At 67.8% G+C, this 12,316-nt stretch carries 11 protein-coding genes; 4 read left to right on the plus strand and 7 right to left on the minus strand.

What is annotated here, in order from left to right; translation table 11 throughout:
* Positions 1–66: 66 nt before the first annotated feature.
* Complete coding sequence (locus FB475_RS09265; RefSeq protein WP_238332046.1) at positions 67–771, minus strand: TetR/AcrR family transcriptional regulator; 705 nt, start codon at positions 769–771, stop codon at positions 67–69.
* A 115-nt stretch (positions 772–886) separates the two neighbouring features.
* On the opposite strand from FB475_RS09265, the gene FB475_RS09270 reads away from it, so the two are divergent.
* Positions 887–3,061, plus strand: coding sequence for an MMPL family transporter (locus tag FB475_RS09270; protein ID WP_141854410.1), 2,175 nt, complete (start codon positions 887–889; stop codon positions 3,059–3,061).
* Here FB475_RS09270 and pdxH read toward each other — a convergent pair.
* The gene (gene pdxH / locus FB475_RS09275) at positions 3,013–3,651 is read right to left on the minus strand and encodes a pyridoxamine 5'-phosphate oxidase (RefSeq protein WP_337678202.1); all 639 of its coding nucleotides are present in this window, start codon (positions 3,649–3,651) and stop codon (positions 3,013–3,015) included. The two genes, FB475_RS09270 and pdxH, sit on opposite strands and share 49 nt — an antisense overlap.
* A gap of 146 nt (positions 3,652–3,797) precedes the next feature.
* On the opposite strand from pdxH, the gene FB475_RS09280 reads away from it, so the two are divergent.
* Complete coding sequence (locus tag FB475_RS09280) at positions 3,798–4,910, plus strand: citrate synthase 2 (protein ID WP_141854412.1); 1,113 nt, start codon at positions 3,798–3,800, stop codon at positions 4,908–4,910.
* On the opposite strand, the gene FB475_RS09285 is transcribed toward FB475_RS09280, so the two are convergent.
* Positions 4,907–5,659: an AraC family transcriptional regulator gene (locus tag FB475_RS09285; RefSeq protein ID WP_238332047.1), complete on the minus strand. Its 753-nt coding sequence runs from the start codon at positions 5,657–5,659 to the stop codon at positions 4,907–4,909. The two genes, FB475_RS09280 and FB475_RS09285, sit on opposite strands and share 4 nt — an antisense overlap.
* A 102-nt stretch (positions 5,660–5,761) precedes the next feature.
* Between FB475_RS09285 and FB475_RS09290 the strand changes: the two genes are divergently transcribed.
* On the plus strand, positions 5,762–6,610 hold the full coding sequence (locus FB475_RS09290; RefSeq protein ID WP_141854414.1) for a phytanoyl-CoA dioxygenase family protein: 849 nt from the start codon (positions 5,762–5,764) through the stop codon (positions 6,608–6,610).
* A gap of 163 nt (positions 6,611–6,773) precedes the next feature.
* Positions 6,774–7,898 carry a phosphoserine transaminase gene (gene serC, locus FB475_RS09295; protein ID WP_141854416.1) on the plus strand — a complete coding sequence of 375 codons (1,125 nt, stop codon included), beginning with the start codon at positions 6,774–6,776 and terminating at the stop codon, positions 7,896–7,898.
* Between the two features lie 48 nt (positions 7,899–7,946).
* Here the strand turns inward: serC and FB475_RS09300 are convergent, their stop codons facing one another.
* The 4 genes from FB475_RS09300 to FB475_RS09325 form a co-directional block, all read right to left on the minus strand.
* Positions 7,947–9,035, minus strand: a complete 1,089-nt coding sequence (locus tag FB475_RS09300; protein WP_141854418.1) for a hypothetical protein — start codon at positions 9,033–9,035, stop codon at positions 7,947–7,949.
* Complete coding sequence (locus FB475_RS09305) at positions 9,032–10,132, minus strand: class I SAM-dependent methyltransferase (RefSeq protein WP_238332048.1); 1,101 nt, start codon at positions 10,130–10,132, stop codon at positions 9,032–9,034. The genes FB475_RS09300 and FB475_RS09305 overlap by 4 nt, the downstream gene beginning before the upstream one ends.
* A gap of 776 nt (positions 10,133–10,908) precedes the next feature.
* Complete coding sequence (locus FB475_RS38365; RefSeq protein ID WP_202878296.1) at positions 10,909–11,451, minus strand: MafI family immunity protein; 543 nt, start codon at positions 11,449–11,451, stop codon at positions 10,909–10,911.
* 638 nt (positions 11,452–12,089) lie between these two features.
* Positions 12,090–12,314 (minus strand): hypothetical protein, encoded by a 225-nt coding sequence (locus tag FB475_RS09325; protein ID WP_141854424.1) that lies wholly within the window; start codon positions 12,312–12,314, stop codon positions 12,090–12,092.
* Between the last annotated feature and the right edge of the window lie 2 nt (positions 12,315–12,316).

A 12,316-nucleotide genomic window follows, 5' to 3' on the forward strand; every position in this document is an offset into this window, starting at 1 on the left:
GACAGTCCGCCTGACCCTGAGCACGGCCACCCGGTCGCGTCTCCGGAAGCGCCCGCGGGCTTCTCTCTATTCTGGTTCAGGACAGTCGAGTCCCAGGGCCTGGCCGATCTCGAAGAGCTGCGCCTCGAAGAACGCGGCCGCGTCCGGCAGCACCCAGTGCAGCTGGCCGAAGACCTCCATGCAGATCAGGCCGTACAACCTGGTCCAGTAGTTCAGCGACAGGTAGATGGCGCCGGCCGGCATCCCGTGGAAGTGCTCGGACTCGGCAGTCAACTGCTCGACCAGCACCGATCCGAGGTCGGCGTCGGGCGGATGCGGGAACGGCTTCTGGTGCCAGATCTGCGCCACCAACTCCTTGAACAGCCCGCCGAACCGCATTGCCGCCTGGTGCCCGGGTGTCGCGTCGTGGTCGTCGTCGTCCGGGTTCGGTACGGCGGTACCGAACACCAGCCCGAACTCCGCCGGATGCGCGAGTGCCCAGTCCCGCAGCCCGTTCGCGATCAGGTACAGCTTGGCGCCGAGATCGCCCTCGTCCGCGCTCGCCCGATCCATCAGCGCCGCGGTCAGCTCGTCGTACAGGTCGGTGACGAGGGCACCGACCAGCGCCTCGTGACTCGGGAAGTACCGGTACAGCGCGGGCGGGGTGAGGCCGAGTTCGCGGGCGACCGCGCGCAGGCCGACCGCCGACGGACCACCGGAGACCAGCAGCCGGCGGGCGGCCGCCTTGATCTCCGCCAGCGTTGCCGCCCGGCGCCGGTCCCGGCTGTCCATCGTCAGCTCTCTCCTTGACATCGCGGTGCTACACGACCGTAGAGTGAACACCGTTAACAGTTAACGGTGTTCACTCGGCTGTCTTCCGCTCAATCTACGCCCTGGGGAGAGTTTCGTGTTCGAGACGCTCGGCCATTTCATGTACCGGCGGCGCCGGCTGGTGCTCGCGCTGACCGGAGTTTTCGCCGTCCTCGGGCTCGCCTGGGGCACCGGGGTGTTCGGCTCGCTGGCGAACGGCGGCTTCGACGCCCCGAACACCGAGGCCGCGAACGCGGTCAAGACCATCGAGCAGAACGTCGGCCGCACCGGCACCGACGTGATCGTGCTCTACCGCAGCCCGTCGTCGACGGTCGCCGATCCCGCCTTCCGGCAGTCCGTGGAGCAGCATCTGTCCGCGTTGCCGTCCGCCGACGTGACCGGTGTGGCGACGTACTGGAGCACCAAGTCGCCGGCGTTCGTGTCGAAGGACCAGCACAGCACGTACGCCGTGCTCACGCTGGCCGGCGCGACCCCGGAGGCACGGCTGGACACGTTCCACAAGATCGCTTCGCAGGTACGGTCCCAGGCCGGCGGTCTGGACACCAAGGTCGGCGGCGAGGTCGCCGTCTTCGACGAGGTGAACACGCAGACCGAGCACGACATCGTGAAGGCCGAGTCGATCTCGACACCGATCGTGCTGGTGTTGCTGGTCCTGGTGTTCGGCGGTCTGGTCGCCGCGTCGCTGCCGCTGTTCGTCGGCGCGCTGGCGATCCTCGGCGCGTTCGTGCTGCTCCGCGGCCTGTCGGCGATCACCGACGTGTCGATCTTCTCGATCAACATCGTCACGATGATCGGGCTCGGCCTGGCGATCGACTACGCGTTGTTCATCGTCACCCGGTTCCGCGAGGAGCTTGCTCGCGGCAACGATGTGGAGACGGCGCTGACCGCGACGATGGCGACCGCCGGGCGGACCGTGGCGTTCTCCGGCGTGACCGTCGGCGTCGCGATCAGCAGTCTGGTGCTGTTCCCGGTGATGTTCCTGAAGTCGATGGCGTACGGCGGCGCGGCGGCGGTCGCGATCGCGATGATCGCCGCGTTGACTGCTCTTCCCGCCCTGCTCGCGGTGCTCGGTCACCGGGTGAACAAGCTGCGGATCTTCAAGCCCCGCACGGCTGCCGCTGCTGGGCATGGTGCCTGGTACCGCCTGGCGCACAGCGTGATGCGACGGCCGGTGCGGTACGTCGTGATCCTCGTACCGGTGCTGCTGGTGCTCGGGATCCCGTTCCTGAGCGCACAGCTCGGCGGAGTGGATCACCGGTCGTTGCCTGTGGGCGCGACCTCGCGGACCGTGACCGAGACGCTGCAGCGGGACTTCCCCGGGGCGGGCGGATCGGACATCTACGCGGCCGTGCGGTTCTCCTCTGCTCCAGCGTATCCGGCGGCGGCGCTGGCGCCGTACATCGCTCGGTTGAAGCAGGTGCGGGATGTGGAGGACGTACGGCTCGGTGGGTACGCGCACGGGGTCGCCTCAGTCGTCGTACACACGCACTACACCGGACAGGAGCTACCTGCGCGGGACGTCGTCCACGGTGTGCGCGCGGTGCCGGCGCCGAGCGGTACCTCTGTGCAGGTCGGTGGCGAGACGGCAGCGGTGATCGATCTGCTGCACGTGCTGAAGGAGCGCGCGCCGTACATGGCCGGGTTCATCGTGATCGTCACGTTCGTCCTGCTGTTCGTTGCCTTCGGCTCCTTCGTGTTGCCGTTGAAGGCGTTGCTGATGAACGTGCTGTCGCTGTCGGCGGCGTTCGGGGCGATGGTGTGGATCTTCCAGGAAGGACATCTGTCCGGGGTGCTGGGCTTCACCCCGGCCGGGTTCCTGGACGCGACGAACCCGGTGCTGCTGTTCGCCGTGCTGTTCGGGCTGTCGATGGACTACGAGGTGTTCCTGCTCAGCCGGATCCGCGAGGAGTACGACCGGACCGGCGACAACACCCAGGCGGTCGCGCTCGGGTTGCAGCGGACCGGCGGGATCATCACCAGCGCGGCGTTGCTGCTGATCATCGTGGTGGCGGCGTTCTCCACGTCGGGCATCGTGTTCGTGAAGATGATCGGCGTCGGACTGGTGATCGCGATCGCACTGGACGCGACGATCGTGCGGGCGTTGCTGGTACCGGCGACGATGCGGCTGCTCGGCCGCGCGAACTGGTGGGCGCCGGCGCCACTGGTTCGCTGGTGGCGGCGCAACGGGTTCCGGGAAGAGCCTCAGGGCTGGAGTCTGGACAGCTCCCAGGACGAGTTGGTACGGCGATAGGCCAGGCGGTCGTGCAACCGGCCGGTGCGGCCCTGCCAGAACTCGAACACCTCCGGGGCGACGAGGTAGCCGCCCCAGAAGTACGGGGTGGAGATCTCGGTGCCTTCCGGCCACTGGCGCTCGTACGACTCGTACTGCAGGTCGAGCTCCTCGCGGGACGCGACCGGCTGACTCTGCTGTGAGGCCCACGCACCGAGCTGGGATCCACGGGGACGGCTGGCGAAGTACTCGTCGACCTCGTCGGTGGAGAGCTTGGTGACGGTGCCTTCCACGCGCACCTGGCGTTCCATGGCGTGCCACGGGAACACCAGCGCACAGTGTGGGTTGGCGGCAAGGTCTTCGGCCTTGCGGGACTGCTGGTTGGTGTAGAACACGAAGCCCCGCTCGTCCAGGCGCTTCAGCAGCACAGTCCGGGCCGACGGGCGCCCGTTGGCATCGGCTGTGGCGAGCACCATCGCGTTGGGCTCCGACAGACCGGCTTGGCGAGCCTGCTCCAACCAGACCTCGAACTGCTTCAGAGGGTCGGCGTCCACCTGACTCTCGAGCAGTTCACCGAGACCGTACGTCTCCCGCATCGCCGCTAGATCCACACGCCGAGCCTACGGACTGGCCGAACGGGTCACAAAGCTGTCCGGTCGTCGGCGCGGAGAACTATGCTGCCTGAGCGCCCAGGTGCGCGGGTTCTCCTGGTGAATCCGTGCCCTGACCATGGGGACCATGTGGACAAGGGAGCCGTATGTCTGATCCGAGGACCGAGGTGCAGCACGGGCTGGAGGGCGTGGTCGCGTTCGACACGCAGATCGCCGAGCCGGACAAGGAAGGTTCGGCGCTCCGCTACCGCGGCGTGGACATCGAGGACCTGGTCGGCCGCGTGCCCTTCGAGAACGTCTGGGGCCTGCTCGTCGACGGCGCGTTCACGCCCGGGCTGCCGCCGGCGGAGCCGTTCCCGCTGCCCGTGCACACCGGCGACATCCGGGTCGACGTACAGTCCGCGCTCGCGATGCTGGCACCGGCCTGGGGTCTGCGGCCGCTGTACGACATCGACGACGTCCAGGCGCGTGAGGACCTGTCCCGCGCCGCGGTGATGGCGTTGTCGTACGTCGCGCAGGCGGCCCGCGGAATCGGGCAGCCGATGGTCCCGCAACGTGAGGTGGACAAGGCGACTACGATCACCGAGCGGTTCATGATCCGCTGGCGCGGCGAGCCGGACCCTCGGCATGTGAAGGCGGTCGACGCGTACTGGACCTCCGCGGCCGAGCACGGGATGAATGCGTCGACGTTCACCGCGCGGGTGATCGCGTCCACCGGCGCGGATGTGGCCGCGGCGCTGTCGGGCGCGGTCGGCGCGATGTCCGGTCCGTTGCACGGCGGCGCGCCGGCCCGGGTGCTGACGATGATCGAGGGCGTGGAGCGTTCCGGCGACGCCCGCTCGTACGTGAAGGGCCTGCTGGACGCGGGCGAGCGGCTGATGGGCTTCGGGCACCGCGTGTACCGGGCCGAGGACCCCCGCGCCCGGGTACTTCGGCGTACGGCCCGGGAACTGGCGGCGCCGCGTTACGAGGTGGCCGAGGCGCTGGAGCAGGCCGCGCTGGCCGAGCTGCGCGAGCGGCGGCCGGACCGCGTACTGGAGACGAACGTCGAGTTCTGGGCGGCGATCGTGCTGGACTTCGCCGAGGTGCCGCCGCCGATGTTCACGTCGATGTTCACCTGCGCCCGGACCGCGGGCTGGAGCGCCCATGTCCTGGAGCAGAAGCGAACCGGCCGGCTGATCCGCCCGTCCGCGATCTACTCCGGCCCCGCCTCCCGCCCGGCCGACGCGATCGAAGGCTGGGACCCCAACTGGGCCTAACGGTCCTGACTCGGAGGGCGGCCGGTGCGTTGTTTGTACTGGCGGCTGAAGTACGGGACGTCTGTGTAGCCGAGGGCGGTGGCCGTTTCGGTGACGGTCATGCCGCTCTCGGTCAGGAGCTGGTGCGCGCGGTCGATCCGCGCCTGGATCAGGTACTGCGCCGGCGACATCCCGAACTGTTTGACGAAGCGGCGGGTGAACTGCGCCCGGCTGAGTGCGGCGCGGCGTGACATCTCACTGACGGTCCAGTCCCGGCCCGGGTCCTCCCGGAGCTGCCTCGCGATCTCGTCGACCGCCTCATCGGTCCTGCCACGACCGGGATTGTGAACCGCGTCCCAGATCAGCGCGACCAGTTGCTCGAGGCACAGTTCGGCCTGGCGCCGCCCGATCGGATCACCCCGCCGGTACGCAGCGTCGCTGGTACGGGCCAGTACGCCGAGCAGTTCGCGATCCATCACCTCGCCCCACCGCGGATCCGGCGCGACCGTCGGCGTGGTCACGAAGTGCATGCCGAAGACCAGCAGCCTGCGGTGCGGGTCGTGCGTCGCCCGCGGTGCGTCGCCCGGCTGGAACACCGCGCAGATCCCGGGGTGCAGTTCCTGGCGGCGGCCGTCGAGCTCGAGCGCGCCGCGACCGTCGAGGACACACCAGAGCAGGTGGTCGGCGAGCCGCGGCGAGGTCCAGGACCAACTCGGTTCGCACCGCCAGAACGTCGGGGCGGACATCCGTTCGAGATCGAAGGCATGCAACAAAAGTTCAAGTCCTCGCGTGAATCTTCCGTCGTCCCGCGCCGGGTCTGGGCAAGAAAATAGGATTGTCAGCAGAGTAAGGCACAGACGCGGGAGCCGTGCATGAGCGTTTCATCCAACACCCTCACCCTCCGGGACGAGTTCGAGCAGACTGGGTACACCTTGGTGCGCGGGCTGTTCTCGGTGGCGGAGGCCGAGCGGCTGCGCGACCACTACATGGAGGTCCGGCGGCACGGGCCGCGGTCGCACGACTTCGCCGGCCACACCTCGACCGAGCGGGACCCGTTGAAGCGGTACCCGCGGATGGCGCAGATGCACCGATGGGACGAGGCGTCCCTGCAGTGGATGATCGACCCGCGGATCGACGAGGTGATCACGGCCCTGGTCGGCCGGTCGCCGTACGCGGTCCAGACGATGGTCTACTTCAAGCCGGCTGGATCGCGCGGGCAGGCGCTGCATCAGGACAACTTCTACCTGAAGGCCGATCCCGGTACCTGCATCGCGGCCTGGATGGCGCTCGACCACGTCGACGTCGCGAACGGATGTCTCGAGGTCGTACCGGGTTCGCACCGCTGGCCGATCCTGTGCACTGAGAAGGCCGACACCACGGTCAGCTTCACCGACGTGACGGTACCGCTGCCGCCGGCCGAGGCCGCCGTACCGATCGAGATGGAACCGGGCGACGTGCTGTTCTTCCACGGCGCGCTGGTACACGGCAGCAACCCGAACGTCACCACGGACCGGTTCCGGCGCGCGCTGATCGGGCACTACATCCAGGGCGAGGCGGAGCGCGTCGCGCAGTACTACCACCCGGCGCTGCGGATGGACGGGACCGAGCTTGCACTCGAGGTCGCGGAGGGTGGCGGCGCCTGCGGCGAGTGGACCGACACCCCGGACGGGCCGGTCGCGCTGCTCACCGGCACAGAGCGCACCACCCGCAAACACGAGTAACCCCGGCGCCCCGCCCACCGCCGCTCGCCCGTCCCGCTCCCGCCACGCCGGCCCATCCCGCGTGGCGGGCCCCGGATGGTGGATGGGGTGGGGTGTGCGAAGATGGTGCGGGCTGACAGCGTCGTCGGCGTTCTGGATTGCAGACGACGAAGGGAAAGCGCTGGTGACCAGCGAAATCAAGATTCCTGCAGAGCTCAAGCCCGCCGACGGCCGCTTCGGTGCCGGTCCGTCGAAGGTCCGCCCGGAGGCCGTCGCCGCACTGGCGACCGAGGGCGCGAAGCTGCTCGGTACCTCGCACCGGCAGGCGCCGGTGAAGAACCTGGTGAAGCGCGTCCAGGAGGGCGTCGCCGAGCTGTTCCAGCTCCCCGACGGGTACCAGGTCGTGCTCGGCAACGGCGGTTCGACCGCGTTCTGGGACGTCGCGACGTTCGGGCTGATCCGGGAGAAGAGCCAGCACCTGAGCTTCGGTGAGTTCTCCTCGAAGTTCGCCAAGGCCGCCCAGCAGGCGCCGCATCTCGGCGAGCCGACGATCGTGAAGGCCGAGCCGGGCACCCGCCCGGTCGCGGTCGCCGAGGCCGGTGTCGACCTGTACGCGTGGCCGCACAACGAGACCTCCACCGGTGTGATGGCGCCGGTCAAGCGGGTCGAGGGCGCCGACGAGGGCGCGCTGGTCGCGATCGACGCCACCTCCGGCGCGGGCGGTCTGCCGGTCGACATCAACGAGGTCGACGCGTACTACTTCGCCCCGCAGAAGTGCTTCGCCTCCGACGGCGGCCTGTGGATCGCGCTGCTCAGCCCGGCGGCGCTCGCCCGGGTCGAGGAGATCACCGCCTCCGGGCGCTGGGTCCCGGCGTTCCTGGACCTGGCGACCGCGATCGACAACTCCAGCAAGAACCAGACGTACAACACGCCGTCGCTGTCGACGCTGTTCCTGATGGCGGAGCAGACCGACTGGATCAACAGCCAGGGCGGCTTGAAGTGGAGCGTCGCGCGTACGACGGACTCCAGCAACCGGCTGTACACGTGGGCCGAGAAGTCCGAGTACGCGACGCCGTACGTCACCGACCCGGACGCCCGCTCGCTGGTGATCGGCACCATCGACCTGGACGACTCGATCGACGCGGCCGCGGTCGCGAAGACGCTGCGCGCGAACGGCATCGTCGACACGGAGCCGTACCGCAAGCTCGGCCGCAACCAGCTCCGCGTCGCGATGTTCCCGGCGGTCGACCCGGACGACGTCGAGAAGCTGACCCAGGCGATCGACTACGTGGTGGAGAACCTCAAGTAGGTCATGTGGGTTGAGAGCCGTCGTCCTTTCGCGGGGCGGCGGCTCTTTTCATGAGTGCTGCCGACGGTGCGGGGTACGCGGGGCCCGGCCGGTGAGGCGGTCGTTCTCGGCCTGGCGGTCCGCGCGTTCGCGGCGGCCCGGCGGGAACGTGAAGACCGTGATGACCAGCGCGAACAGCGCGGCGCCGATGATGATCCAGCGCAGGTTGTGGCTCTTGCCGGAGTCCGAGTTCGTGCTGTCGGACGTCGAAGCCGGCTTGGGCGTGCCGGTGGCCGTCGTCGTCTTCGTACCGGTCGCCGCCTTCACGGGCACGGCCAGCTCGTAGATGCCCGGGCTCGTCCCGTCGGACCCGAACACCACGGTCCCGTCGGTGCCGCCGAGCGCGATGCTGTCGCCTTCACCGGGCAGCGTGGCACTGCGGGCGATCGCGTTCGGGTTGTCGCCCCAGGCTACGGTCGCGAGGTCGGTCGTGGTCCGCAGTACGGCTTGCTGACCGTCCGGCAGGAACGTGCCGTCCGTGATCACGCCGTTCGGCGCGGGAGCGAGCTTGGTCAGGTCGTTGGTGCCCTGTCGGGTAGGCGCGGGCGGCGCGGAGTAGATCGCGCCGGCACCCTTGGACGACTTCGTCACGACGTACAGTTGGCTGGTCTCCGGGTCGATCAGCAGCGTCTCGGCATCGTGGGCGCCGTCGGGATACTTGAAGTCGTACTGGTGGTACTTCACGTTGGCGTCCTGCAGGCTGTCCGGTTCCGGGATCGTGTAGATCTCGATCTGCTGCCGGGTCTCCTTGCTGTCGCCGATGTCGGCGATGTACAGCGTGCCGTTGCGATCCATGCCGAGCGCCTCGACATCCTCGACCTTCGCGCCGAACCGGAACACCGCCTCCACCTTGCCGGTCGCGTCGAGAGCGAAGAACCGCCCGGTGTCACCGGAACTGCTCACCGCCCAGTACGTGCCCTGGTGCTTGCTGCTCCGGACCAGTCCGGTCGGCCGCTTGATCCGGTCGTCCTTGATCGAGAACAGCTTCTTCGGCGCGGCGGGTTCCGCGGTGCCGGTGGCGGAGGCCGGTAGTGCGAGACCCGCGAGGGTGCAGAGCGTCGCGCCCACCAGGGCGACTACCGTCCGGAGCTGTCTCACGAATCCACCTCGGCGCCTCGGGGAAGCAGGAGCTGCGCCAGCCGCGGCGTCACCTGCCATTCAGTGACCATCGCCTGGTACTCGGCCCGCAGCTCGGCGGTCGGCTTGGCACCGGTCCGCGCGGCGCGGAGCAGCAGATTGCGCGGCGTGTGCTGACTGTCCACGAATTGCACGACCTCCACCCGGTAACCGACCTGTCGGAGCACCGCCGCCCGCAGGGAGTCCGTCAGTACGTCGGCGAACCGCTCACGAACGATGCCATATCTCGTCATCAACGCATAAGGCGCCGGTGGTGTGACGCTCTTGAGCTGCTTCTGGATGTCGTGATGACAACACGGAGCCGCCAGCACCAGCGCGGCCTCCCACCCGACCGCCCGCGCCAGCGCGTCGTCGGTAGCCGTGTCACACGCGTGCAGCGCCAGTACGACGTCCGGCCGCACGTCCAACTCGGCCCCTTGGATGGTCGCATCCAAAAACCGCAGATGCTCCTGCCACCCGAGTGCCTCGACCACCCTGGTGTTCCGCTTCCGAGCCGCCGGATTGTGGTCGATACCAGTCATCCGCACGTCATATCCCCGCACCGAGAGCAGGTGGTACGCCGCCAGCGTCAAATAGGCATTCCCACACCCAAGATCCACAACCTGCAGCGGCTCCGCCGTACCTGACCCGCCCGCCGACCCGGCCGCGGTGATCCGCCCGGCCTGCACGGCTTCGTCGACGGCCGGAGCGAGCAGCTTGCAGAACTCCTCGATCTGCTTGTACTTCGCCTGCCGCGACGGCTTCACCCGCCCCTGGTGATCACTGATCCCCAGCTCGATCAAGAACGGGGCCGCCGGATCAAGCACCCGCTGCTTCACCCGATCGTGACTGGTCTCCTGCACCCGGGCGTCATCCTGCCGGTGCAGAAGCTCCTTCCCCTTCTTCGTGTACCGCAGCCGCAACGTCTCAGCGGTCGTCTCCACATGCCAAGACCCGTACCCGGTCTCCAGCAACTCGTCGACCACCTTCTCGACGTCGCCGTCGGGCACGTTCCGCGTATGAGCCTGCCGCTCATCAAACTCCGCGACCTGAAGGTGCCGCTCCCCCTTCAAATCCACATACCTGAGCTCAACCCGCAAGTACTCCGGCGCCTCAACCCCTCGCCGCCGCCCCGACCCAAGCCCCCGCACGAGCCCGACCCGATCCACCAGCGCAGCCCGCACCACAGCCCGCGCCCCGGACTCCTCCGGTCCCGCCGACTCGCCCAACCGCACCTGTGCTCGCACCGCGCCATTGTCCCCGACCCCCACCCAAGATCACAAAAGGGTCTCGCCCACTCCCCGTCACCCGGCCACCTCGACCGCCCCTCCAACCGCCCACGCCGAACGTGCAGCTCGGCCTGGGCCGCCCGCGCTGCTTGCCGGGATCCCGAGCTCGACAGCAACCTGCAGCAGCACACCCGAGCTACTCCCACGCGCCGCAGCGGTGGCGAACAGCTGACCATCACCATCGCCAGCCGTCCAGCAGCCACTCTCGGCCCACTGAAGCAGGGACCGTGGCGACACTTCGCCGATGTAGCCACCGTCCTACAACCCCACGCCGACACCGACTGGACGACCGACCGCGATCTCATCGATCAGAACTGAGCCTGAACGCCCCAGGCTTACAGACCGAGCGGCCGAAGGCTCAGAGCCTCAGAAACCCAGCGGGTCTCGTAGTACTCCCGAACACCTCAGCGGCCTCCACCGCCGAGAACACCTCGAACGACGAACCCGCACCTCACAGCGATCCCACGGAATGGCAACCTCAACCGGCGGACCCTCCGTCCCACCGGCCGCCCGCCCCACGACGCAGTGGCACCAGCCCGACGCCTCAGCCGTTCGAACCTCAACCGTCATCCGGAACCATCCACCTCGAGGTACTCCCGCGGCCAGCCCACAAGATCCACCCGATCGGGCGCGTTCCTCAAAGACCAACGAACACTGCGCCATCGCACCAAGCAACCCACACCGCCGTCGAATGAGTTCCCGCGGCGACATCGCCGCCTCCGTTGGCGGCGGGACACCGGCCAAGCCAGCAATCCGTCCGAGCCTGGCCCGAGCCTCTCGTCTCGCTCGTCCGACGCAGCCGAACCAACGGCCGGAGGCGCTCCACCGAGCATGAGTTGCCCTTCGGTCGCATCCTCCCAGAGATAGTCTGTGAGTCCCGTCGGCGCCAGAGCCGAGCCGAGCACCTCGAGATCCCGAATCGCACCGGAACTCAGCGAGATCTCCCATTCGTAGACCTGCGTACATAGAGTCTCGAAGGCGACGAGCCATTCGCCAACGTCGATCAGGGATTGCACATTGGCGAGGTCCTTAAGAGGCAGCCCAGTAGCGGAGTCCATCGCGCCGTGGAGTCGGGCCGTAATCTCACCGGGCGTCAGCTTCAGAGTCATGGGAGCGGACCCCCCCGTGATGACGCCCCTCGCCACAAGGTTCGAGGACCACCCGGCTTAACGCCATCGCGGACAGCGTCAACCGTCTAGCGGACTGGACCTCCGCCCCGTACGTACTCAGCGCCTAGGCGACCAGTCCGTTGGACCCAAGTAAGCGATGGATCAGTCGCTACATCAGAGATCTTTTTCATAATCTTGTCGTCGGACCAGCCCTCCGGGAAATGGGTGTTGCCTTCTTCGCCGCCGTAGCGATCTCCATCAAGGATACGCTCACGTCGCGACTCCGAGGCTAGATCGTTCTCCTTGAATAACTCACTACCCGGGGGTGGATCGGCCTCCTCGAGCGAAGATGCGCGGCCAATCTCCAACCTCAGTCCCACCCGCGGCTCCGCCCTCTCCAACCTCGCCATCTCCCGCTCCGCATCGCCGCCGGCGCCTTAGCCGATGCCTCCGTCTCCGACGGCGCCTCCGTTTTGGGGTGGCCATCTTCTTCCGTGTACGTCGTGGTGGTCTTGAGGTTGTCCGTCTGTTCAATTCTCCAATCTGGGGGCCATCCGCGTGCTCACCGGAAGGGAGACGGCCAGCGCGATCCGAATTCTGACGAACTCCAACCGTAAATCAACTAGCTACGCGCGACGCTAGGTTCCACTCGGCGTCCGATGATACCTATCCGCTATTGGAACCTGTCCCGGCGGGCGAATCCAGAATTTCTCCATGTCCGGGTTAAACTCAGTCAAATGTCCGCGCACCGTATCTCCCACCACATAGTCATCGCCGTCCTCGATGTAGAGAGCGTCGATAAACCCGACGTGCGACAGCTTCAAATCAACGATGATTCCCCAGCGAAAGGCGGCAATCACCACTC

The organism is Kribbella jejuensis, from assembly GCF_006715085.1.
In the GTDB taxonomy this organism is placed as follows: Bacteria; Actinomycetota; Actinomycetes; order Propionibacteriales; family Kribbellaceae; genus Kribbella; species Kribbella jejuensis.